This window comes from Paraburkholderia sp. 32, assembly GCF_050435345.1.
Classification (GTDB): domain Bacteria; phylum Pseudomonadota; class Gammaproteobacteria; order Burkholderiales; family Burkholderiaceae; genus Paraburkholderia; species Paraburkholderia tuberum.
In genome coordinates this window covers 3,398,768-3,423,231 of the sequence record NZ_JBNDKD010000003.1, presented here as the reverse complement: position 1 = coordinate 3,423,231, position 24,464 = coordinate 3,398,768, and the positions used below count along the sequence as shown (strand labels likewise).

The following is a 24,464-nucleotide window of genomic DNA, read 5'->3' as shown; positions in this document are numbered from 1 at the left end:
CCATACCGCGGACCTCGCTCAATACACGATTTCGATCGAGCTTCCCGCAAACTCGCCGCGCAGCGCGGCGAGCAGTTCATCGGTCGGCTTCACGCGCCACGCGTCGCCCAGACGCATTTCGCCTTGCGCATGCTCGCTGCGATAAACGACCTGCACCGCGAGCCCGTTCGGAATCTGCACCGCTTGACGCTGACGGCCGCCGTCGCCGCCGAAGCCGCCACGCCCACCGCCATTGCCGCGCGGCGCGGCCGCCGGCGCGGCTGTGGCGGACGGCTCGTCCTTGCCGGCGGTGTGCGCTTCGAGCACCCGGCGCAATGCCTGCGCGTCCGCGTTGCCGTTCATCTGCACCTTCAGCGAATCCGCGTAACGGCAGCGCGCGCGGCCGAGATCCATCACCGTTTCGACCGTGAAGCGGATGCCGCCCGTGAACGCGTCGTTGCGCGCCTGGCCCTGCACGACCAGCAGCTCGTCTTCCTTGAACAACTGCTTGTGCTCTTCGAAGACCTCGTTGAACACCGTCACTTCGCACTGGCCGGTGCCGTCGTCGAGCAGCGCGATCAGCATCTTGCCGCGCTGGGTCATCTGCGTGCGCAGCGACACGATCACGCCCGCGACCAGCTTGTCGCGCCCCTCCTTCAGCTCGCCGATCTTCTGGCGCACGAAGCGACGCACTTCGTCCTTGTATGCATCGAACAGATGGCCCGACAGGTAGAAACCGAGCGCGGCCTTCTCTTCCTGCAGCTTGCGCTTTTCCGGCCACTCCGGTTCGTCGACGAGTTCGTGGCCTTGCGACGGCGCGTCGCCCATGTCGAACAGGCCGGCCTGCAGCGCATTGGCCGCCGCCTGCTCGGCCGCTTCCATCGCGAGCGACACCGACGCGATCAGCTGCGCGCGGTTCAGATGCAGCGTGTCGAACGCGCCGGCGCGAATCAGCGCCTCGATCGTGCGACGATTGACGATGCGCCGATCGACGCGGTTGCAGAAATCGAAGATATCGATGAAGCGGCCTTCCTCGCGTGCGCGCAGGATTTCTTCGATCGCGTTCTGGCCGCTGCCCTTGATCGCGCCGAGACCGTAGCGGATCGTGCGCGAGCGCTTGCCGTCGGCTTCGGCGACCGGCTCGAAGCGATACGCGGACAGGTTCACGTCCGGCGGCAGCACGGCCATCTTGTTCGCGAGGCAGTCTTCGAACAGGATCTTGACCTTGTCCGTGTCGTCCATCGCGAGCGACATGTTGGCCGCCATGAATTCGGCCGGATGGTGCGCCTTCAGCCACGCGGTGTAGTACGCAAGCAGCGCGTAGGCGGCCGCGTGCGACTTGTTGAAGCCGTAGCCCGCGAACTTCTCCATCAGGTCGAAGATTTCGTCGGACTTCTCGCGCGTGAGGCCGTTGGTGGCCGCGCCTTCCGCGAAAATTTCGCGGTGCTTGGCCATTTCCTCGGGCTTTTTCTTACCCATCGCGCGACGCAGCAGGTCGGCGCCGCCCAGCGAGTAGCCGCCGATGATCTGCGCCATCTGCATCACCTGCTCCTGGTAGACCATGATGCCGTAGGTCTCTTTCAGAACAGGTTCGACGCGCGGGTCCGGATATTCCACCACCTCGCGGCCGTGCTTACGCGCACAGAAGCTCGGGATCAGGTCCATCGGACCCGGGCGGTACAACGCGACGAGCGCGATGATGTCTTCGAAGCGGTCGCGGCTGCGCGTCCTTCAGCATGCCCTGCATGCCGCGGCTTTCCAGCTGGAACACGGCGACCGTATTCGCTTTCTTCAGGATCGAGAACGACGCCGGGTCGTCGAGCGGCACCTGGGCGAGCGACCAGTCCTGCTTCGACGGATCGAGGCGGCGGATGTAGCGCTCGGCCCAATCCAGAATGGTCAGCGTGGTCAGGCCCAGAAAGTCGAACTTCACGAGGCCGACTGCTTCGACGTCGTCCTTGTCGTACTGGCTGACGACGCCGCTTTCGTCGCCCTGCGTGTACAAGGGGCAGAAATCGGTCAGCTTGCCCGGCGCGATCAGCACGCCGCCCGCGTGCATGCCGACGTTACGCGTCAAGCCTTCGACGCGCTGCGCGAGTTCGAGCAGCTGGTGCACTTCGTCTTCGTTGTCGAAGCGCTCCTGCAACAGCGGCTCTTCCTTCATCGCGTCGGCGATCGTCACGTGCTTGCCCGGCTTGAACGGGATCAACTTCGCGATGCCGTCCGTGAACATGTAGCCGAGATCGAGCACGCGGCCGATGTCGCGCACCGCCGCCTTCGCCGCCATCGTGCCGAACGTCGCGATCTGCGACACCGCGTTCGCGCCGTATTTCTCCTTCACGTACTGGATCACGCGATCGCGGCCGTGCTGGCAGAAGTCGATATCGAAGTCGGGCATCGACACCCGCTCCGGATTCAGGAAACGCTCGAACAGCAGGTTGTAGCGCAGGGGATCGAGATCGGTCACGCCGAGCGCATAGGCGACCAGCGAACCCGCGCCCGAACCCCGGCCCGGCCCGACCGGCACGCCGTTGTTCTTGGCCCAGTTGATGAAGTCCGCGACGATCAGGAAGTAGCCCGGAAAGCCCATCTTGATGATCGTGCCGCACTCGAATTCGAGGCGCTGGTAGTACGTCGGGCGTTGCGAGTCGCGCTCGGCCTCGTCCGGATACAACTGTTCGAGCCGCTTTTCCAGGCCCTCTTTCGACAGCTGCACCAGGTAGTCGTCGAGCGACATGCCGTCGGGCGTCGGAAAGAGCGGCAGCTTCGGCTTGCCGAGTTCGAGCGTCAGATTGCAGCGCTTGGCGATCTGCACCGTGTTCGCCAGCGCCGAAGGAATGTCCGCGAACAGCGTGGCCATTTCCTGTTGCGTGCGGAAATACTGCTCGGCCGTGAAGCGCTTCTGGCGACGCGGATTCGCGAGAATGTCGCCTTCGGAAATACACACGCGCGCTTCGTGCGCGGTGAAGTCGTCCGGCGTCATGAACTGCATCGGGTGCGTCGCGACGACCGGCAGTTTCAGCGATGCCGCGAGCGCGACCACCTGCTGCACGTACTGCTCGCCGCCAGGCTGGCCGTAGCGCTGCAGCTCGATATAGAAGCCGCCTGGGAACACCTTCGCCCAATGCTGCGCGTGGCGCTTCGCCGCCTCTTCGTTGCCGGCCGCCAGCGCGAGACCGATGTCACCCTGCTGCGCGCCCGACAGCGCGAGCAGCCCTTCGCCCAGACCGGATTCGAGCCAGCCGGCTTCGATTTCCGCGCGGCCGCGATACTGGTTCGTCAGCGAGGCCTTGCTGAGCAATTCGCAGAGGTTCAGGTAACCGCGGCGGTCCTTGACCAGCAGCAGCAGGCGGGAAGGCTTGTCGCGGTCGTCAGGATTGGTGATCCAGACGTCGCAGCCGGCAATGGGTTTGATCCCTTTGCCACGCGCTTCCTGGTAGAAACGGACGAGGCCGAACGCGTTGCCGAGGTCGGTAAGCGCGAGCGCGCCCTGACCGTCTTTGGCCGCCGCCGCGACGATGTCGTCGAGACGCACGATGCCGTCGGCAATCGAGAATTCGGAGTGAACGCGGAGATGAACGAAGCGGGGATCTGACATGGGCGACATTGTAACTCCACCCTTCCGCGGATTTCAGGTCAAAACGGCGCGTTGGCCATCCGGCCAGGACGAGGTCGGAGCGAGCGCTGTTTGCGCTAGCGCAACTCGTTGGCCATTCGGCCAGGTCGGGGAAAATGCCGGGTTGAGGGATAATAGGGGTTTCGCCTCTCTCGACGTGGCCATTTAACCGGCAAACGCACGGCAAACGCACGGCAAACGCGCGCGAACCCGCGCGTCAAACCCCGGGTCTCATACGGGGCGCAACAGCGGCGGCACATCCCGCCGCCCCTCGCCACGCCGGCCATCTTTACCGCAGAACACACATGAGTATCGTCAATCTCGCCGCGTATCAATTCGCGACCATCGAAGACACCGCCGCCTGGCGCCCGTTCGTCACCGAACGCTGCAATGCGCTCGGCCTGCGCGGCACCATCCTGCTCGCGCCGGAAGGCATCAACCTGTTCATCGCCGGCACGCGCGAGAACACCGACGCATTCATCGACTACATTCGCCACGACGCGCTGTTCGAAGGCAAGTTCGCGAATCTGCAGTTCAAGGAAAGCCTGTCGGACAAGCAGCCCTTCACGCGCATGCTGGTCAAGCTCAAGCGCGAAATCATCACGATGAAAAAGCCGGCGATCCGCCCCGAGCTCGGCCGCGCACCGTTCGTCGACGCGCCGACGCTGAAGACCTGGCTCGACCGCGGTCACGACGACGAAGGCCGTCCGGTCGTGATGCTCGACACGCGCAACGCGTTCGAAGTCGACGTCGGCACGTTCGAGAACGCGCTCGACTATCGGATCACGAAGTTCAGCGAATTCCCCGAGGTAATCGAGAACAACCGTGCCGATCTCCAGGACAAGACGGTGGTGTCGTTCTGCACGGGCGGCATCCGCTGCGAGAAGGCCGCGATCCATATGAAGGAGGTCGGCATCGAGAACGTGTACCAGCTCGAAGGCGGCATCCTCAAATACTTCGAGGAAGTGGGCGGCGCGCATTATCACGGCGACTGCTTCGTGTTCGACTACCGCACCGCGCTGAATCCGCAACTCGAACCGACCGCGACCGCGCAATGCTTCGGCTGCCGCGCGGTGGTCACGCCCGAGCAACAGCAATCGCCGATGTACGTCGCGGGCAAGACCTGTCCGGCGTGCCACCCGGACAGCAAGGCCGGGTGCGCCGCGTAATGACAGCTGGGGGGCTCCGTGACGCGGGCGCCTCACCTGTCGTCCCCAAACCATGACCTATCGCGGACGCTTCGCGCCGTCGCCGACCGGCCCGCTGCATTTCGGCTCGCTGGTCAGCGCGCTCGCGAGCTGGCTCGACGCGCGCGCGCAGCGCGGCGCGTGGCTCGTGCGCGTCGAAGATATCGACGGACCGCGCACGGTGCCGGGTGCCGCCGAGGACATCCTCGCGACCCTCGAACGCTTCGGCATGCGCGCGGACGAAACGCCGGTCTGGCAAAGCCAGCGCATGGCGCGCTATCAGCACGCGCTGGAGCAGTTGAAATCGACCGGTCTCGTCTATCCGTGCGGCTGCACGCGCAAGGAAATCGCCGATTCGCTGCTGCACGCGCACGCGCGCAACACTACACTCGCCTACCCCGGCACCTGCCGCACGGGTCTGCATGGCAAGCCGGCGCGCGCGTGGCGCCTGCGCGTACCCGACGGCGAGCCCGCCGTGATCACGTTCGACGACCGCTGGCAGGGTCCGCAGACGCAAAATCTCGCGACCGAGGTCGGCGATTTCGTGCTGCGCCGTGCGGACGATCAGTGGGCATATCAGCTGGCGGTGGTGGTGGACGATGCGGACGCGGGCATCACGCACATCGTGCGCGGCGCGGATCTGATGGATTCGACGGCGCGGCAGATTTATCTGCAGCGTTGTCTGGGTGTGACAACGCCCGAGTATCTGCATGTGCCGGTCGTCACCAACGAGCACGGCGAGAAACTGAGCAAGCAGAACGGCGCGACCGCGCTCGATAGCGACAAGCCGCTCGAAGCACTAGGCGCGGCGGCACGGCATCTGGGGCTGAAGTTGGGAAGCGAGCCGCCCACGACGCTGGAGCAGTTCTACAGCGCCGCGACCGCGGCCTGGGCAAAACGGATGAACATTCGCGCATCCCGATGATGCGCACGCGTGAAGCCTGCTGCGTTTTCCGAGACATCGAACCGCGCGGCCCCACCGTTTTTACGCTCGAGGCGTTGCACCCCGAGCTCTGAACCCGACAGCCCGTCTTACGACGACGAAGGCGTCTTCCTCGGCATTCCGAAGCCACCGAGCAACGCGGCCAGTGGCCGCTTCGGCGCCGTCTTTTGCGGCGCGGAGTTCGACGCGGCCGTCTCCTCGATCTTGAGCACCGATGCCGGCGACGGCTCGTACGGCTTCAGGAAGAAATCGTCGACCGGTTGCGCGCGATGATGATGCGCACGGTCATACGAACCCGACGCCCCGCCCGTGCGACGGCGGCTGCGCTCGTCGCGCGATTCGCTGCGCTCGCGGCGCGGCGGACGGTCCTCGTGATGATGGCGCACCGGCACATCGACGGTCAGGCGCTGCAAGTCGAGCGGACGCTTGATCAGCTTCTCGATGTCGGCCAGTTGCTTGCGCTCGTTCGGGCTGCACAGCGACAGCGCGTCGCCCGATGCACCCGCGCGGCCCGTGCGGCCGATCCGGTGCACGTAGTCTTCGGCGTTGAACGGCAGGTCGAAGTTGATCACGGTCGGCAGTTCGACGATGTCGAGACCGCGCGCGGCGACGTCCGTCGCGACGAGCGCCTCGACTTCGCCGCGCTTGAACGCATCGAGCGCCTGCATGCGCTCGCTCTGCGTGCGGTCGCCGTGAATCGCGGTCGCGACCACGCCGTCGCGTTCGAGACTGCGCGCGAGCCGGCTCGCGCCGATCTTGCTGTTGCAGAACACGAGCACCTGCTTCAGGCCGCGCTCGCGGATCAGCTGCACGACCGCGCCGGTCTTGTCGCCCTCGGCGACTTCGTAGACGATCTGGGTGACATTGGTCGCGGTCGAGTTGCTGCGCGCCACTTCGATGGTCTGCGGGTTGCGCAGATACGTCGCGGCGAGCTTCTTGATTTCGCCCGAGAACGTCGCGGAAAAAAGCAGCGTCTGGCGCTCTTTCGGCAGCAGGTTCAGGATGCGCTGCAGGTCGGGCAGGAAGCCCATGTCGAGCATGCGGTCGGCTTCGTCGAGCACGAGCATCTGCACCTGGCCCAGGTTCGCGGTTTTCTGCTGCACGTGATCGAGCAGACGACCTGGCGTCGCGATCAGGATTTCAACGCCGCGGCGCAACTGGTCCGACTGCGGATTCATGTCGACGCCACCGAACACGACCGCGCTGCGCAGCGCCGTGTGCTTCGCGTAGGCCTGCACGTTCGCGGCGACCTGGTCGGCCAGTTCGCGGGTCGGCGTGAGGATCAGCGCGCGGACCGGATGGCGCGCCGGCGACGCGCTCGTACTGGCCTGCGGCAGCAGGCGCTGGATGATCGGCAGCGAGAAGCTCGCGGTCTTGCCGGTGCCGGTCTGCGCGGCGCCCATCACGTCACGGCCCGCCAGCACGACCGGGATCGCCTGCGCCTGGATCGGCGTGGGCGACGTGTAGCCCGATTCCTTGATGGCCTTCAGGATGTCGGGCGCGAGGCCGAATTGATCAAAAGTCTCGGTACTGGGCGTGACGGCTGTGTCGGACATGGTGGCTTTCGCTAAAAAGGCGCGTGGCGCGATGCGCGCGGCAGCGGTCGGGACCGCTGAGGGCATCAGGATGAAGGCGGAGCCACGTCGTTCCGCGCGAGACCCGTCTGAGTTCGGATAATGCGGCCGGCTCCGGCTGGCGGAAGCATCCGCCGAAAGCCGAGTATTGTAGCACTTCAGCAAAAACGCTCGTGACGGCTGGCCGGCCGGCGGCTCGCGGCCGTTGCTTCGGTCGCAGCGTAGTGCGCACAGACGACAGTGGCGTGACAGCCGGGCCCTTCGGCGGGCGGCGCGCGGCGTTCGTCAGCCGTCCCGGCGCCCGCACTGGCCCCATTGCGAACGGTCGCCCGCCCCCGCTCACGTCAGATCGCCCCTCACCACGTCTCGCGCATCACCATCAGCCGCATCTCGGTCATGTCCTCGATCGCGTAGCGCACGCCCTCGCGCCCGAGCCCCGAATCCTTGACGCCGCCATACGGCATGTTGTCGACGCGGAACGACGGCACATCGTTGATCACGACGCCGCCCACTTCGAGCGCATCCCACGCGCGATGCGCATGCGCGAGCGAATCGGTGAACACGCCGGCCTGCAGGCCGAAGTCGCTGTCGTTGACCTGCGCGAGCGCCGCCTCGAAATCATCGAAGCGCTCGAGTATCGCAACCGGCCCGAACGCCTCCTTGCGATACAGATCGGTGTCGCGCTTCACGCCTTCCAGCAGCGTCGCCTCGAACATCGCGCCGTCGACCTTGCCGCCCGCGACGATCTGCGCGCCCGCCTGCACCGCCCCCTCCATCCAGCCAGCGAGCCGCTTCGCTTCCGATTCGGAGATCATCGGCCCGACGAAGGTCTTTTCGTTCTTCGGATCGCCCATCACGAGCGAGTTCGTCTTCGCGATGAGCTTCTCGCGCAGCGCGTCGTAGACGCTCGTGTGCGCGAGAATCCGCTGCACGCCGATGCAGCTCTGCCCCGACTGATAGAACGCGCCGAACGCGAGCCGGTCGACCACGTAGTCGAGCTTGCCGCCCTGGTCAGCGTCGACGATCGCCGCCGCGTTGCCGCCCAGCTCCAGAATCACCTTCTTCTTGCCGGCTTTGCGCTTCAACTCCCAGCCGACCGCGGGCGACCCGGTGAACGACAGCAGCTTGAAGCGCTCGTCGGTCGTGAACAGGTCGGCGCCGTCGCGATGCGCGGGCAAAATCGAGAACGCGCCCTTCGGCAGATCGGTTTCCGCGAGAATTTCGCCCATGATCAGCGCACCGACCGGTGTGCGGCTCGCCGGTTTCAGCACGAACGGCACGCCGGCCGCGATCGCCGGCGCGACCTTGTGGGCGGTCAGGTTCAACGGAAAATTGAACGGCGAGATGAACGAGCACGGCCCGATCGGCACGCGCTTCACATAGCCGTGATACCCGTTCGCGCGCGGCGAAATCTGCAGATTGACGATCTCGCCGTCGATCCGCACGCTCTCCTCCGCGGCGACCTTGAACGTATCGATCAGGCGCGTGACTTCGCCCTTCGAATCGTTGATCGGCTTGCCCGCCTCGATGCACAGCGCGAGCGCGAGTTCATCGTAGCGCTCGCGAAAGCGCTTGACGCAATGTTCGAGCACCGCCTGGCGCTTGAACGGCGGGTAGGCGCGCATGGCGGGCATCGCATCGACCGCCAGGCCGATCGCCTTGTCGATCGCGGCCGCGTCGGCCATTGCGACGCGCGTGGCGACTTCGCCGCTGAATTTGTCGGTGACTTCGAGGTCGGTGTTGGCGGCCACCGGCTCGTTGGCCAGGTAGTACGGATAGGTTCTCTGCAACATGTCGCACTCTCCTTGATTCGATGCACGGCTGCTCAAAGCCGCGCGGACAGCCGCTTGATCTCGCGATTGAGCACGCGCTCGTTGTCCGAATAGTCGATCGGCACGTCGATCACGTGCACGCCGGGCGTCGCGAAGCACTCGCGCAACAGCGGCGCGAACTGCTCGGCCGCCTCGATCCTATGCCCCTGCGCGCCATAACTCTGCGCATAGGCGACGAAATCCGGGTTCGCAAGCGTCATGCCGTAGTCCGGGAAGTTCATGTTCTCCTGCTTCCAGCGGATCATGCCGAACGCGTCGTCGCGCAGAATCAGGATCACCAGATCGAGCTTCAGCCGCACCGCCGTTTCGAGCTCCTGCGAGTTCATCATGAAGCCGCCGTCGCCGCACACGGCGATCACCTTGCGCTCCGGATGCACGATCTTGCTCGCGATCGCCGACGGCAGCCCCGCGCCCATCGACGCCAGCGCGTTGTCGAGCAGCAGCGAATTCGGCTCGTGCGCGCGGTAGTAGCGCGCGAACCAGATCTTGTACATGCCGTTATCCAGACACACGATGCCGTCGACCGGCGTGGCCTCGTACACGTCGTTGACGATCCGCACCGGGTACATCGGGAAGCGGTCGTCGTGCTGGCCCTTCACCAGATGCGCCTCGAAGTGCTCCTTGATCTCCTTGAAGCGCGTGAAGTCCCAATGCTCCTGACGTGTCTTCAGGCTCTCCTTGAGCTGCCACACCGCGTTGGCGATATCGCCGACCACTTCGATCTGCGGGAAATACACCGGATCGACTTCGGCGCCGAGGAAGTTCACGTGGATCACGGTCTTCTCGCCCGCCTCGCCGCTGCGCATGAAAAACGGCGGCTTTTCGATCACGTCGTGACCGACGTTGATGATGCAGTCCGCGAGCTCGATCGCGCGGTGCACGAAGTCGCCGTCGGACAGCGTCGCGTTGCCGAGCCACATCGGATGCGATTCGTCGATCACGCCCTTGCCCATCTGCGTGGTGAAAAACGGAATGCCGATCTGGTCGACGAACTCGCGCAGCATCTTCGTGGTGGTTTTGCGGTTGCCGCCCGCGCCGATCATCAGCAGCGGATGCTTCGCGGCGGTGATCGCCTCGACCGCGCGCGCGACCGCCCTTTCCTCGGCGACCGGACGGCGGCTGTAGCTCTTCGGAATCGGCTTGCCGTCGCCCTCTTCGTGCGCGACGTCCTCGGGCAATTCGAGGTGCGTGGCGCCCGGGCGTTCCTCCTCGGCGCGGCGCACCGCCTCGCGCACCGTCGCCGGAATGTTGCCGATCGACACGATCTGCCGTGTGTACTTGGTGAGCGGCTCCATCATCCGCACCACGTCGACGATCTGGAAGTGCCCCTGCTTGCTCGACTTGATCGGCTTCTGGCCCGTGACCATCAGCATCGGCATGCCGCCCAGCTGCGCGTAGGCGGCCGCGGTCACGAAGTTGGTCGCGCCGGGGCCGAGCGTCGCCAGACATACTCCCGTGCGGCCGGTGAGCCGCCCGTAGGTGGCGGCCATGAAGCCGGCCGCCTGCTCGTGGCGCGTGAGGATCAGACGGATTTTCGAGCGGCGCAGCGACTCCAGCAGATCGAGATTTTCTTCACCGGGGATGCCAAACACATACTCGACACCTTCGGCTTCCAGCGATTTGACGAACAGGTCCGATGCTTTCATTGAGGGGCTCGCTTGATGACTCGGGGAACGGACAATCGAAGACGACAACGACGGCCGCGCGCGAAACACCGCTCCGCGCGCGCGGCATGGCAAACGGCATGGCGAACGCCATGCCGGACAGCTTACTACTCGAACGGAAACGATGCGCGCGAGCGCACGAGGCGGCGCGGGACAGGAAGCCAGGCGCGAGAAGAAGAGGCGGCGGTAGGGAATGAAGCCGCCGCATGCGGTGCATGTGTCCGCCGATCAGCAAATCAGCGAATCACGGTCACGCAGTCGGAGAGAATCGGCGGCGCGTTCTCGCCGCTCGTCAGGTCATATAGATTGGCGCGCGGACCCTTGGTCCACCAGGTGTAGCTGCCGGCCTGGTACTTCGCACCGGACGCCGAGATCGTGTTGACGAACAGCATCGACGCGCCTTTCACCGGCAGCACGGCGAAGCTCTGGCCGTTCTGCGCGTTCCAGTAGGTGACTTGCAGGATCTTGCCGGTCGCGCAGGTGTATTTGCGCGTCTGGTGGTTCTTGCCCTCGATGTGCTTGAACTGCAACGGCGCGGCCGACGCGCCGCCGGAAGATGCCGCCAGCCAGGCCACCGTCCATGCTGCTGTCGTGAGGATTGCAACACGCCATCTCTTCATCGAACACCTCGATTGTTGCGGGGGTCAGGCAGGGAGCACAACACCGGCCGCGACGCCGGTCACAGCCGAGTCACAGCCGAGTCACAGCCGAGCCACGGCCGAGTCACAGGCAGAGCTCATGGGCGATTCACGGACAGCTCAACGACGCTTCAAGGATCGATCACGCCGGCACACGCATCGGTCGGCGCAGCGGCGACGTGGCCGACCACCGGCACGATCTTCAGTCCCGCTGAAGCGATCCGGCACGGCGCGGCCGCGAGCCCGCAGCCGCTGATGCCGGCGCACAGCGCGAACGCCACGCCGAGTGCGCCGACCCGGCGAAGCGCGCCGCACCATGGATTGCTGCGAGATTCAAGCGCCATACGATCCTCTACTCCGATCTCTTTGCTTCGATAAGCCAGAAACGAATGCGGTGGGCTCTTTCGTGGGCGTCCCGCACACTTTTGCGCCGCGCCTCGCCGCCTGCCCGTTACTTCGCCGACACCGGCCGCACCGCGGCCGCCGCCTGCCTGGCACGCGAGCGCGCTTCCCCGATGTTCCCGCCGGTCGCGAGCGCGACGCCCATGCGCCGTTTGACGAAGCTTTCCGGCTTTCCGAACAGGCGCAGATCCGCATTGGGCACCGCAAGTGCGGCCGCGACGCCTTCGAACGCGATGCCGGCCTCGTCGCGACCACCGTAGATCACCGCCGACGCGCCCGCCGCCCGCAACGACGTATCGACCGGCAGGCCGAGGATCGCGCGCGCATGCAGTTCGAACTCCGAGAAGCGCTGCGAGCACAGCGTGACGAGCCCCGTGTCGTGCGGACGCGGGCTGACTTCCGAAAACCATACGTCGTCGCCGCGCACGAAAAGTTCCACGCCAAACAGGCCGCGGCCGCCGAGCGCCGCCGTCACCTTGTGCGCGATCTCGCGCGAACGCTCGAGCGCGAGCGGGCTCATCGGCTGCGGCTGCCACGATTCGACATAGTCGCCCGCGACCTGCACGTGGCCGATCGGATCGCAGAAATACGTGCCGATCGCGCCGCTCGCCGGGTCGATCGCGCGCACGGTGAGCTGCGTGATTTCGTATTCGAAGTCGATGAAACCCTCGACGATCACGCGCCCGAAATTCACGCGGCCGCCCGCCATCGCGTACTGCCAGGCGGGTTCGACGTCGGCGTCGCCGCGCAGCACCGACTGCCCCTTGCCCGACGACGACATCACCGGTTTCACGACGCACGGATAGCCGACCTTCGCGATGCCCGCGCGCAGCTCGTCGAGCGAATCGGCGAATGCGTACGGCGAGGTCGCGAGGCCAAGCTCCTCCGCAGCGAGGCGGCGGATGCCTTCGCGGTTCATCGTCAGTTGGGTGGCACGCGCGGTCGGGATCACCTCGGCAAGCGCCTCGGTTTCGATCGCGGCGAGTTCGTCGGTGGCGATCGCCTCGATTTCGGGGACGATCAGATGCGGGCGCTCCTGCTCGACCAGCGCGCGCAGCGCGGCGCGGTCGGTCATGTCGATCACATGCGCGCGATGCGCGACCTGATGGCCCGGCGCGTTCGGGTAACGGTCGACGGCGATCACTTCGACGCCCAGCCGTTGCAGCGCGATGATCACTTCCTTGCCGAGTTCGCCGGCGCCGAGCAGCATCACGCGCGTCGCGGATTCAGAAAGGGGCGTGCCGATCCGTTGGCCGATCTGCATGGGAACTCCAGATAAAAGTCGGGATGAGGGTGGGATTGGATAGACCGCGATGTTAACATGCGGGCCCCTTGCCGCGCGGCGCTCAGGGTGCGCTTTGGGTGCGCTCGCGAGGCCGTGGCGGTCGAGCGGAACCGTGCCGCCGCGTCGACGTTCGCAGCCGCGATCACGTCACCGCGAGCATCGCTCGCGCACGACAAGCTTAGGGTCTGTTTACATATGGAACGCACGTGCGAATGCCCGCTATCGGCCGTCCCCCAAGGGGACGGCCGATAGCGGGCATTCCCCTGGAATGAAATTCAGAACTGGGGTTGCCGCGAGAAGGGCCGCTCGCTGCGTCATGCTCCTTGCGAATACGTCGAGTATTCGCGGCGTCGCAATCCTTGCGAGCGGCCCTTCTCGCGGCAACGCACGTGCGTTCCATATGTAAACAGACCCTAGTACGTTACCCTTACGCCTTCGCCAGTTTGAACAGGAACGACGCCATGCTCATCCGCTCCCGCCCGCGACCTCTTGCGCGCATCATTCCGTGCCTGCGCACGGCCGTCGCCGCGTTGAGCATCGCCGCGCTGCTCGGTGCGTGCGCGATCCCGAAGCATCCGGACTCGTCGGCGCCGCCGCCTGATCCGTTCAATCCCGCCGCCGCGCAACTGCTCGACGACACCAGCTGGGTGCTGAGCTCGTGGAAGAACGCCGACGGCACGGCGCGCGCGGTGCCGTCGAAAGATCAGAAGCCGCTCACGCTGACGTTGTCGACCGAAGGCGGCCGGCGTCACGCGAGCGGCTTTTCCGGTTGCAACCGCTTCATGGGTTCGTACATGCTGAAGGACGGCAAGCTGAGCTTCGGTTCCCTCGCCGGCACACGCATGGCGTGCGTCTCGCCGGGCGGCGACATCGAGAAGCCGTTCCTCGACGCGCTCGAGCGCATCGATCGCACCGGCGTGCAGATGCGAGCGCCGCAGCAGATGCAGCTGATCCTCGACAACGGCGACACCCTGATGTTCGATCGCAGCGACAAGTGATGCGAGTTTGCGCCGCGTTCGTGATTCGCGCCGGCCTTCGAAGCCGCGCGCTGCGCCGTTTAAACTCGACGGATTGCGCTTCTCGCGCGCTCCGTCATTCGTAGATGTCTGGTATGCACACGGTAGTTTTCGGCTGGTTCGGCGGGTCGGCCGTCTGGTTCATTCCTCTTTTGTGGCGCCTCGTGAAGTCGATGCTGCCGGGCGGCGCGGGTCTGCGCGGCCCCGGCACGATCCGGCTGTGGCTCGGCTTCGTCTGCGTGCTGATCGCGAGTTGCACGCTCGAGGGCTCGCTGATCGGCATCGCCGGCATCAATGGTTTCGGTCATGCGCTCGCCGCGGGGCTTGGACATCTGCTCGGCCATGTCGGCACGCCGCTCGCGGCGCTCGCGCTGCTCGTGATCAGCCTGCCGTGGCTCGTCGACTTCCGCTGGAGCGACGTCGCCGTTTGGGCCGACGGCGCGTTCGGCCTCGGTCTGTCGCGGGGACTCGCGAAGCGCGACGAGGATGCGCGCCGCCACCGCAGCGTCGACGACGGCGCGCCGTCGCATGTGTCGCCTGCTACCAACACGATGGCGCCACGCAATAACAAGGGTCGCTACGCGCGGCCGACGGTGTGGCGTCCGCCCGCGAGCGGGCGCGGCGCGGGCTCCGCCGCTGCTGCCGGCACCGCGGCGGCTGGCATCGCGGTTAGCAAGGACGCTTCCACCCGCGGCGCCGGCGCAAGCTGGCGAGCCGATGCGGCCGCTGACGCGGCGCGCGGGCCGGTCAAGCAGACCGAGCCGGTGCTACGCACGGGGTCGGGCGCGTCGCCGCGCCCGGCAACGTCGACGGCAACGCAGGCGCTGCATGCGGACAAGGCTGCGGACAGATCCGCTGCACCATTCGTGCCGACCGAGCCGGTCGCGCCGGCCGGCTGGCTGCGCACCACGGAGCCGCGCGCGGCGACGGCGGCGGCATCGCTGGGTGCGGCGGGTGCATCGGCCGCATCGGGCATGTCGGCTCGTGATGGCGCTGCGCAGATCGGGCGGCGTTCGGTCGGAGATCAGCGTGCGGCCGCGTCGTTCGGCTCCAGTGCCGCGTTGGCGGCGACGGCCGCCAACGCGGCCGGCGTGTCGGCGCGAGCGGCACAGGCAATGGCGGGCCGCGCCGCCGCGTCGGGCGCCGGTGTCGGCATCACAGCGGGATCGATGAATGCTGCGGGCCGCGCAAGCCGCCCGTCGTCGCTGCCACGTCCGGCCGACGGCAGCGCGCCGCTCAATCGCGGCGCGACCCCGCGTCAACCATTCCCGGCCGCTTCGCGCGCCAACAGCGTGACCTCGCCGTCGACCGTGCGCCGGCCTACACCGAACTTCACTGGAACGATGACGAACGCGTCGACGGTCGCGCCGCCCGCGAGCGTCGAGGAAACGCTGCGCAGCATCGCGGAAAACGCCGCGCGCTGGACCGACATGGCCGGCGTGAGCCTGGCGCGCAGCCGTGGCGCCGATAGCGCGAAGATTGGCGATGCAGAGCGTGCGTCGACGACGTTCGATGTGCCTCCGGCGCAGCGGGACGTGCTACCTGTCGAAAACGGCGAGACGGTTGCGGCGCCGCAGGCGCAGAGCGTGGAGAGTTCGGCGCGGATGGTGTCGCCGGCGCAGTCGCAGCAAGAGACCGCATCGGTCGAGTTGCCGGCTGAGCGTGCGGTGGCCGAGTCCGAGAGGTCGGTCGAGGGCGGCAACGAAGCGGTTGCGCAATGGCCGACCGAACCGCCCGTCATTCATGCGCCGCTTACGGCTGCGCCGCAGACGACGACTGCAATCGAGTCGGTGGCCGACGTGGCTGCTGCGGCTGTCGAATCCGCGGTTGTCGAGCCATCGGCATCCGCTGTGGCTGAACCTGCCGCCACCGAACCCGCCGCAAGCGCGCCGCAACATGAGTCGCCGACGGCGACGCCATTCGAGCGCTTCGCAGCCCGCCTACGGGACGATGCTTCGCAAGAAGACGCACCGGCGGTCCAAAACGATTCGACGCAGACAGCAACAAACACCAGCGTCCCGGCATCGCAGAGGGAGGAATCCGCGCGAACCGTCGAACCGGCCAGCGCCGACACCGCGACGCCTCCGCAAGCGCTGGCTCCGGCAGCCGAAATCGTCATCGACAAGACGCTCGTGCCTTGGGAGAGCAAGCTCGGCCCCGCCGCGGCTCAACGCGCGGCCGCGTCGGCGGACTCGCCGCAGACGGAGGCCGCCGCGCCGTCGAGCGCAAGCGTGCCGCCGGGGTCCGGCGCGACGGTCTCGGAACTCGCCAGCGAAAGTGCGCAGTCAGGCGAGCCCGCGACGTCGCACGCCCCTGCCCTGCCCGCTGTGAACGAGCCCGCGAACGAGCCCGCGAACACCCCCGCAAACGACTCGCCGTCGTCGACTTCGACGAGTGCGGCGAACCTCGCTATGCCGGCAACCGCACCGGCCGTCGTCTCGAACGTAGTCCGTTTCCCGGGCTTCGCCGCGCCGGCGACCAGCATCGAGCCTTCGGTCGGCGCAAGCGCAACGCCTGTCGCGAACACGCCGGCCGCCGAACCGTCGCCCGCTCCGTCGTCCGCTCCGTCGTCTTCGCCCGCGCTAACACCGCAACCGCAGGTTCAATCCGCCGACCAACCCACTGCCGAGCCCGCCGCCCGCCCGCCGCTGCCCGGCCACGCGCCGGTCAACGGCTTCGAGTTCCATGCGCCGGCCGCATCGATGGTCGAACTGCCGACGCTCGATCTGCTCGCCCCCGCCGATGCCGACATCGAACCGATCCCGGATGAAAAGCTCCGCGAAACCGGCCTGCTGATCGAGCAGCGCCTGCAGGAATTCAAGGTGCCGGTGACGGTGGTCGGCGCATCGGCGGGTCCGGTCATCACACGCTTCGAAGTCGAACCGGCGCTCGGCGTGCGCGGCAGCCAGATCGTCGGTCTGATGAAGGACCTGTCGCGCGGTCTCGGTCTCACGTCGATCCGCGTGGTCGAAACGATTCCGGGCAAGACCTGCATGGGCCTCGAACTGCCGAACGCGAAGCGCCAAACGATCCGCCTCTCGGAAATTCTCGAGGCGAGCGTCTACCAGAACTCGCACTCGCGACTCACGCTTGCGATGGGCAAGGACATCACCGGCCATCCCGTCGTCGCCGATCTCGCGAAGGCGCCGCACATGCTGGTGGCCGGCACGACCGGCTCGGGCAAATCGGTCGCGATCAACGCGATGATCTGCTCGCTGCTGTTCAAGGCGACGCCTGAGGAAGTGCGCCTGATCATGATCGACCCGAAGATGCTCGAACTTTCGGTTTACGAAGGGATTCCGCATCTGCTCGCGCCGGTCGTCACCGACATGAAGCTCGCGGCCAACGCGCTGAACTGGTGCGTCGGCGAAATGGAAAAGCGCTACCGGCTGATGTCGGCCGTCGGCGTGCGCAATCTCGCCGGCTTCAACCAGAAGATCCGCGACACCGAGGCGAAGGGCAAGAAGCTCGGCAACCCGTTCTCGCTGACGCCCGATGCGCCCGAGCCGCTGGCGCCGCTGCCGCTGATCGTCGTCGTCATCGACGAGCTCGCCGACCTGATGATGGTCGCCGGCAAGAAGATCGAGGAGCTGATCGCGCGGCTCGCGCAGAAGGCGCGCGCGGCCGGCATCCACCTGATCCTCGCGACGCAGCGGCCGTCCGTCGACGTCATCACCGGTCTCATCAAGGCGAACATTCCGACGCGCGTCGCGTTCCAGGTGTCGTCGAAGATCGACTCGCGCACGATTCTCGACCAGATGGGCGCCGAGTCGCTGCTCGGCCAGGGCGACATGCTGTTTCTGCCGCCGGGCACCGGCTACCCGCAGCGTGTGCACGGCGCGTTCGTCGCCGACGAGGAAGTGCATGCGATCGTCGAATATCTGAAGCAGTTCGGCGAGCCACAATACGAGGAAGGCATTCTCGACGGCCCGGCCGCCGATGGCGGCGCGGCCCAGGACCTGTTCGGCGAAGCGCCGGATGCGGAAGCCGATCCGCTGTACGACGAAGCGGTCGCGTTCGTCGTACGCACGCGGCGCGCGTCGATCTCGTCGGTGCAGCGGCAGTTGCGCATCGGCTATAACCGCGCGGCGCGGCTCGTCGAGCAGATGGAGACGGCCGGCCTCGTGTCGGCGATGAGCATCAACGGCAGCCGCGAAGTGCTGGCGCCGGGGCCGGCGGAATGAGCGCCCGGTGAATCGCTAACCGGGTCGGCGATGATCCGGAAGAAAAAACGGACAGCCTCAGGATGTGAGCTGTCCGTTTTTCATTTACCCGCGCGTGCCGCGCATCACGACGGTGATACCAGCTTGAAGTCGACCGGCGAGCCGAGGTCGAAATGCTGCTTCGCATTTGGATCGAGCAGCCCCGTCTGCGGATCGCGCTTGAACACATAGACCGTGTCGCTCAGCTGATTGCCGACGATCAGCCAGTTGCCGGTCGGATCGATGGTGAACTCGCGCGGTGATTTGCCGAGGCTCGACTGCCGGCCGATCTGCTTCAGGTGTCCAGTGGCGGGATCGACCGAGAAGATCACGATCTCGTTCGCGTCGCCGCGATTGGACGCATACACGAAGCGTCCGTCCGGCGACATATGGATCGCCGCCGCGCCCACCTTCCCCTTGAAGTCAGGCTCGCTCAATGGCAGCGTCTGCACGAGCTTCAGCCTGCCGTCGTGGTAGTCGAACGTGCTGACGGTCGCCGCGAGTTCGCTCGTCAGATACGCGTGCTTGCCGTCCGCGCCAAAGATCAGATGGCGCGGACCCGTGCCGGCCTTCTGCTGCGTGTAGCCCCAGTCCGTCGCGATGAATGGGCCCGCGCCGGCGCTGCTCTGCGGCGCGTAGCGGTACGAGTACAGCTTGTCGGCGCCGAGGTCCTGCGCGAACAGATAGCGGCCGTCAGGCGAGAACACGGTCGAATGCACGTGCGAGTTGTCCTGCCGCCCTTTCACCGGACCGCCGCCCTCGTGATGCACGGTCTGCACCGAGGTGCCGACCTGGCCGTTCGCCTGCAGCGGAAACACCGCGAAACTGCCGCCCGGATCGGGCGCGACCGAATAGTTCGCGCCCAGCAGATACTTGCCGTCCGCCGAGATGCTCAGATAGCACGGATCATTGCCGTCCGACGACACCTTGTTCAGAAACGTCAGCTGCCCGCGCGCGGCATCGAAGCCGAACGCGCTGATCCCGCCGCGCTGCGTGGCCGGGCCGTTGTCACCGGGCAGTTCGTTGACCGAATAGACGAAGCGGCGGTCGCGGCTCACGACCAGAAACGACGGATTGACCGTCTGCGCGACCGACACCTGGGTCGCCGCGCCCGTCTTCGTATCGAAGCGAAAGACGTAGATGCCCTCGCTCTTGCCGCTGGTGTAAGTACCGACCAGCATCGTATAGACGCCGTCCGCGGGGACCGGGCCAGAATCTTGCGCATACGCGTGCGAAGCAACAATCGAAACCATGAGCGCGAAACCTCTTATTATCGAACGGGCGGCCCGCAACGGCGCTGGCCGCGTTGCGCGCCGGGCGGTGCTTTCCGCCGTGCAATCCACGGCGGATGGAGCGGCGCGGTCAGCGCCACGCGGACGGGAACCCTGAAAGGCAACACTGGCAAGAACAGAAGTAAAAACGGAAGTCGGAACTGGGCACACGGCAATACGCCCGACGGCACGGCGACTGTGAAGCATGAGACCTCCTCGACATCGGTTGTCTGGTACGGGCTCGCGTATGAGCCGGGGTACGAGCGGTTGTAACGGAGTCTGGTCTGCCGCGCCGCGAATCGAGCGTCGTTCCACGTTGTTGTTGTCGAAGTCAGTATAAGAGCGTCAGGTCGGATCATGCAGTGAATCCATCGCTGCGGCACGGTCTGCGCCAGCGGCTTGGGTCCCGCGCGGCGGGACGTTTTTCAATCGTTTTCTCAATCGCGCATCACGCGTCTCAACCACGGAGTCTCCATGAACGTCACTCTCAGCCTGGGCCCGCTCGTTTCGCTGATCGCCGGCATCCTGATCCTGATCATGCCGCGCCTGTTGAACTACATCGTCGCGCTCTACCTGATCATCATCGGCATCATCGGGATCTTCGGCGTGGGCTCGTCGCATCTGTGAGCGACAGGCGCCGCGACGCCGGGCGCGAGATTTGCGTCCGGTATCGAGGTGGTTTTGCACGAAGGGAAGGTTCGCTGGGTGCCAGCGCCACTCGCCCGTGTGAGAGCGCGGTAAATGTCACGCCATGACATATGCGGGAAGCGGGCATCGCGCGCAAGATGGACGCGCGCGACCGCCCGCGCCACGCGAACGATCGACCTGACGCGACGCGGCGTGAAGATACGGATAGGAAATGCGAAGGCGCGGTACGAAGGGATGCGGCGAATGGCCGGCGCGGATACGCCAGGAACCTGCGCTACGAACGCTCGGCCCTACCGCTCAACCGTTCGCCAGCTGTTCGAGCCGCAGGCGCCCCTGCAACGACAGCCCGCCGACCGCATAATGATCGGCATCCTGCTGATAGCGCCGGAAGCAGGCCCGCTCGACCAGGAAGGAGGCGGCAGCCAGCATGCCGTTGCGGCTCAGGCCGAGCCGGCCATGATCGAGCGGCAGCATGGAGTCGCCGGCAAGCTGGCTGGCGGCCGAGAGAATCGTGATGCAATCGGATTTCGAAGGGTTCAGCATGGCTTTCGTCCTCGGAAACGGCGTCTGCAACCGCCATGAGCAAGGCCGATTCGCAGTCCGGCAGGTCGCCGGACATCGGCATGAAATTTGATTGTATGCATGGATTTGACAATTTTCCAATCCGCGTTTTGCCGCACTGTGCGGTGAACCAAACACTGCCGATCGTGGTCCGGTAATAACGCCCACTCGAAGCGCGGCTGCTGTTGCCGTCCGTAATAACGACTCGTTTTCCGACACGCTTTCCATGCCTGCACACATCGAAGACTACGCACTCATCGGCGATGGCCATACCGCCGCGCTCATCTCCCGCGAGGGTTCCGTCGACTGGCTCTGCTGGCCGCGCTTCGACTCGGGCGCCTGCTTCGCCGCGCTGCTCGGCTCGCCCGACAACGGCCGTTGGCTAATCGCCCCCGCCACCGAGGGCGAGCACGGCGCGCCGACCATCACGCGGCGCTATCGCGGCGAAACGCTGATCCTCGAAACCGACTTCGAAACGCCCGACGGCGCCGTCACGCTGATCGATTTCATGCCGCCCGGCAACGGCTGGTCGGAGCTGATCCGCATCGTCGTCGGCAAGCGCGGCACCGTGCGCATGAAGATGGAACTCGTGCTGCGCTTCGACTACGGCTTCTCGATTCCGTGGGTCGACAAGCTCAAGCACGACAGCGGCATCAAGGCGATCGTCGGCCCCGACAACGCGGTGCTGCGCACGCCGGTCGAACTGCACGGCGAAGACATGAAGACCATCGCGGAATTCACGGTAACCGAGGGCGAGCGCGTGCCGTTCTCGCTCGCGTACGCGGCGTCGCATCTGCGCATTCCGCCCGCGCGCGATCCGCACACGTCGCTCGCGCGCACCGAGAACCACTGGCTCGAATGGGCGGCGCGCGGCACCGTCGAAGGACGCTGGGCCGGGCCGATCCGCCGCTCGCTGATCACGCTGCGCGCGCTCGCCTACGAGCCGACCGGCGGCATCGTCGCGGCGCCCACCACGTCGCTGCCCGAGCGGCTCGGCGGCACGCGCAACTGGGACTACCGCTACTGCTGGCTGCGCGACGCGACCATCACGCTGCTCGCGATGATGCGCGGCGGCTACTACGACGAAGCGCGCGCCTGGCGCAGCTGGCTCGGCCGCGTGATGGCGGGCGCGCCGGACCAGTTGCAGATCATGTACGGCATCGGCGGCGAGCGGCGCCTGCCCGAATCCGAAATCGACTGGCTGCCCGGCTATGAGGGCGCGAAACCGGTGCGCATCGGCAACAACGCGGTCGGGCAGCGTCAGCTCGACGTCTACGGCGAGGTGATGAACGCGCTGCATCTCGCGCGCGTCGGCGGCCTGCAGGCGGACGTCACCGCGTGGAGCGTGCAGCGCGCGATGCTAGAGCACCTGACCAAGATCTGGCGCGAACCCGACGAAGGCATCTGGGAGACGCGCGGCGGCCCCGAGCATTTCACGTTCTCGAAGGTGATGGCGTGGGTCGCGTTCGACCGCGCGATCCGCTCGGCCGAAATGTTCAAGCTCGACGGCCCCCTCGACGAATGGCGCGCGACGCGCGACACGATCCACGCCGAGGTCTGCGAGAAGGCGTGGAATCCGCAGCTCAACGCGTTCTCGCAGTACTACGGCAGCGATCAGCTCGACGCGAGCGTGCTGCTGATGCCGCTGGTCGCCTTCCTGCCGCCGCACGATCCGCGCATCAAGGGCACGGTCGAGGCGATCGAGCGGGACCTGATGCACGGCGGCTTCGTGCTGCGCTACCGCACCACGGAATACGACGACGGCTTGCCACCGGGGGAAGGCACCTTTCTTGCGTGTTCGTTCTGGATGGTGGATAACCTTGCGCTGCAGGGACGCGTGCAGGAAGCAATCGAGATGTACGAGCGGCTGCTCGCGCTGTGCAACGACGTCGGCCTGCTGTCCGAGGAGTACGACCCGGTCGATAAACGTCTCGTCGGCAATTTTCCGCAGGCGTTCTCCCACGTGGCGCTCGTGCACACCGGACTGAACCTGATGAAGCACGAGCAGGAGATGGCGCAGGCGACCGGCCATCCGGCGCGCGCGATCGAGCTTGAGGTTCAGGCAAGCCCTGATAGCGGCGGAGCAGCATCGCCATTAGCATGACGCAGTGACAATTTGCGTACACTGAATGCGAATATTGTTGCATTGCACAAATTTGCCTTATTCGATATTATCGATCTGACTGTCGGCCGACAATAATGTGCCTACAACCACAATGGCCCGCCGCAACGCCTCACGCGTGTTTGCGAAGCCCCATGCGAACCGCTTAAAACGGAGCAAACATGCTCTATCAATTTCATGAATTCCAGCGGGCGATGTTGAGCCCCCTCACCGCCTGGGCTCAGGCCGCATCGAAATCATTTGCGAATCCGGCCAGTCCGCTAGCCTATGTTCCGGGCGCCACGCGCCTTTCCGCCGGCTACGAACTGCTTTACCGGCTCGGCAAGGACTACGAAAAGCCCGAGTTCAATATTCACCAGATTGTCAAAGACGGCCATAACATTCCGATCGTCGAGCAGACGTTCATCGAAAAGCCGTTCTGCCGTCTGATGCGCTTCAAGCGCTTCGCGGACGATAGCGAAGCTGTCAGCCAATTGAAAGACGAACCGGTCGTGCTCGTCTGCGCACCGTTGTCAGGACACCACGCCACACTGCTACGCGATACCGTGCGCACGTTGCTGCAAGACCACAAGGTCTACATCACCGACTGGCTCGACGCGCGCATGGTGCCGCTAGAAGCCGGCTGGTTCGGTCTGAACGACTACATCGCGTATATCCAGGAATTCATTCGCCATATCGGCGCGAAGAATCTGCACGTGATCTCGGTGTGCCAGCCGACCGTGCCGGTGCTCGCCGCCATTTCGCTGATGGCGAGCCGCGGCGAGGACACGCCGCGCACGATGACGATGATGGGCGGCCCGATCGACGCACGAAAGAGCCCGACCTCGGTCAATTCGCTGGCCACGCAGCACTCGTACGAGTGGTTCGAGAACAACGTGATCTTCACGGTGCCGCCGAACTATCCCGGTGTGGGCCGCAAGGTCTATCCCGGCTTCCTGCAGCACACCGGTTTCGTCGCGATGAATCCGGAGCGTCACGCGGCGTCGCACTGGGATTTCTACCAGAGCCTGCTGCGCGGCGACGAGGACGACGCCGAAGCGCACCGCCGCTTCTACGACGAGTACAACGCGGTGCTCGACATGGATGCCGATTATTACCTCGACACGATCCGCGTCGTGTTCCAGGAGTTCCGTCTTGCCGAGGGCACGTGGGTCGTCAACGGCGAACCGGTGCGGCCGCAGGACATCACGACGACCGCGCTGTTTACGATCGAAGGTGAACTCGACGACATTTCCGGCGACGGCCAGACTTACGCGGCGCACGACTTGTGCAGCGGCATTCCGACGAAGAACAAGCGTCACTTCACTGCGGAGAAATGCGGCCACTACGGCATTTTCTCGGGCCGCCGCTGGCGCACGATCATTTACCCGCAATTGCGCGACTTCATTCTCGAGCACAACAAGGCAGCAAAAACGGCGAAAGAAAAAGTCGAAGCCTGAGCATCAAACTTGCACTAGCATATAAAAAGCCAACGGTCCCGTTCGAGGCCGTTGGCTTTTTTATCGCGCTTTGTTCGTGATACTG

15 protein-coding genes and 1 pseudogene are annotated in these 24,464 nt (G+C 65.7%); 7 read left to right on the top strand and 9 right to left on the bottom strand.

Annotated elements, in window-relative coordinates; all coding sequences use genetic code 11:
- Window positions 1-18: 18 nt before the first annotated feature.
- A pseudogene (gene dnaE, locus OKW26_RS38600) lies at window positions 19-3,586 on the bottom strand (DNA polymerase III subunit alpha).
- 314 nt (window positions 3,587-3,900) lie between these two features.
- Here dnaE and OKW26_RS38595 point away from each other — a divergent pair.
- Both OKW26_RS38595 and gluQRS read left to right on the top strand, forming a co-directional pair.
- Complete coding sequence (locus OKW26_RS38595; RefSeq protein ID WP_429356846.1) at window positions 3,901-4,764, top strand: sulfurtransferase; 864 nt, start codon at window positions 3,901-3,903, stop codon at window positions 4,762-4,764.
- 52 nt (window positions 4,765-4,816) lie between these two features.
- The gene (gene gluQRS, locus OKW26_RS38590) at window positions 4,817-5,707 is read left to right on the top strand and encodes a tRNA glutamyl-Q(34) synthetase GluQRS (protein ID WP_429356845.1); all 891 of its coding nucleotides are present in this window, start codon (window positions 4,817-4,819) and stop codon (window positions 5,705-5,707) included.
- 107 nt (window positions 5,708-5,814) lie between these two features.
- Here the strand turns inward: gluQRS and OKW26_RS38585 are convergent, their stop codons facing one another.
- The 6 genes from OKW26_RS38585 to purT all read right to left on the bottom strand — a co-directional run bounded on the left by OKW26_RS38585 (window position 5,815) and on the right by purT (window position 13,099).
- Window positions 5,815-7,281: a DEAD/DEAH box helicase gene (locus OKW26_RS38585; protein WP_429356844.1), complete on the bottom strand. Its 1,467-nt coding sequence runs from the start codon at window positions 7,279-7,281 to the stop codon at window positions 5,815-5,817.
- A 374-nt stretch (window positions 7,282-7,655) separates the two neighbouring features.
- Window positions 7,656-9,092 carry an aldehyde dehydrogenase family protein gene (locus tag OKW26_RS38580; protein ID WP_429356843.1) on the bottom strand — a complete coding sequence of 479 codons (1,437 nt, stop codon included), beginning with the start codon at window positions 9,090-9,092 and terminating at the stop codon, window positions 7,656-7,658.
- Between the two features lie 32 nt (window positions 9,093-9,124).
- Window positions 9,125-10,777 (bottom strand): acetolactate synthase large subunit, encoded by a 1,653-nt coding sequence (locus tag OKW26_RS38575; protein WP_429356842.1) that lies wholly within the window; start codon window positions 10,775-10,777, stop codon window positions 9,125-9,127.
- 254 nt (window positions 10,778-11,031) lie between these two features.
- The gene (locus OKW26_RS38570; protein ID WP_429356841.1) at window positions 11,032-11,415 is read right to left on the bottom strand and encodes an MliC family protein; all 384 of its coding nucleotides are present in this window, start codon (window positions 11,413-11,415) and stop codon (window positions 11,032-11,034) included.
- A gap of 149 nt (window positions 11,416-11,564) precedes the next feature.
- On the bottom strand, window positions 11,565-11,777 hold the full coding sequence (locus tag OKW26_RS38565) for a DUF6726 family protein (RefSeq protein WP_429356840.1): 213 nt from the start codon (window positions 11,775-11,777) through the stop codon (window positions 11,565-11,567).
- Between the two features lie 107 nt (window positions 11,778-11,884).
- Complete coding sequence (gene purT / locus OKW26_RS38560) at window positions 11,885-13,099, bottom strand: formate-dependent phosphoribosylglycinamide formyltransferase (RefSeq protein ID WP_429356839.1); 1,215 nt, start codon at window positions 13,097-13,099, stop codon at window positions 11,885-11,887.
- A gap of 482 nt (window positions 13,100-13,581) precedes the next feature.
- Here purT and OKW26_RS38555 point away from each other — a divergent pair, with 482 nt between their 5' ends.
- Window positions 13,582-14,118 carry an META domain-containing protein gene (locus tag OKW26_RS38555; protein ID WP_184021557.1) on the top strand — a complete coding sequence of 179 codons (537 nt, stop codon included), beginning with the start codon at window positions 13,582-13,584 and terminating at the stop codon, window positions 14,116-14,118.
- Window positions 14,119-14,231: 113 nt separating this feature from the next.
- The gene (locus OKW26_RS38550) at window positions 14,232-18,320 is read left to right on the top strand and encodes a DNA translocase FtsK (RefSeq protein ID WP_429356838.1); all 4,089 of its coding nucleotides are present in this window, start codon (window positions 14,232-14,234) and stop codon (window positions 18,318-18,320) included.
- Window positions 18,321-18,424: 104 nt separating this feature from the next.
- On the opposite strand, the gene OKW26_RS38545 is transcribed toward OKW26_RS38550, so the two are convergent.
- The gene (locus tag OKW26_RS38545; RefSeq protein ID WP_429356837.1) at window positions 18,425-19,816 is read right to left on the bottom strand and encodes a lactonase family protein; all 1,392 of its coding nucleotides are present in this window, start codon (window positions 19,814-19,816) and stop codon (window positions 18,425-18,427) included.
- A gap of 267 nt (window positions 19,817-20,083) precedes the next feature.
- Between OKW26_RS38545 and OKW26_RS38540 the strand changes: the two genes are divergently transcribed.
- Complete coding sequence (locus OKW26_RS38540) at window positions 20,084-20,236, top strand: DUF3096 domain-containing protein (protein WP_013088853.1); 153 nt, start codon at window positions 20,084-20,086, stop codon at window positions 20,234-20,236.
- Between the two features lie 318 nt (window positions 20,237-20,554).
- Here OKW26_RS38540 and OKW26_RS38535 read toward each other — a convergent pair whose 3' ends face one another.
- Window positions 20,555-20,800, bottom strand: coding sequence for a hypothetical protein (locus OKW26_RS38535; protein ID WP_429356836.1), 246 nt, complete (start codon window positions 20,798-20,800; stop codon window positions 20,555-20,557).
- 244 nt (window positions 20,801-21,044) lie between these two features.
- Between OKW26_RS38535 and OKW26_RS38530 the strand changes: the two genes are divergently transcribed.
- Window positions 21,045-22,922: a glycoside hydrolase family 15 protein gene (locus OKW26_RS38530; RefSeq protein ID WP_429356835.1), complete on the top strand. Its 1,878-nt coding sequence runs from the start codon at window positions 21,045-21,047 to the stop codon at window positions 22,920-22,922.
- A gap of 179 nt (window positions 22,923-23,101) precedes the next feature.
- Window positions 23,102-24,379 carry a polyhydroxyalkanoate depolymerase gene (locus OKW26_RS38525; RefSeq protein WP_429356834.1) on the top strand — a complete coding sequence of 426 codons (1,278 nt, stop codon included), beginning with the start codon at window positions 23,102-23,104 and terminating at the stop codon, window positions 24,377-24,379.
- The last annotated feature ends 85 nt before the right edge of the window (window positions 24,380-24,464 follow it).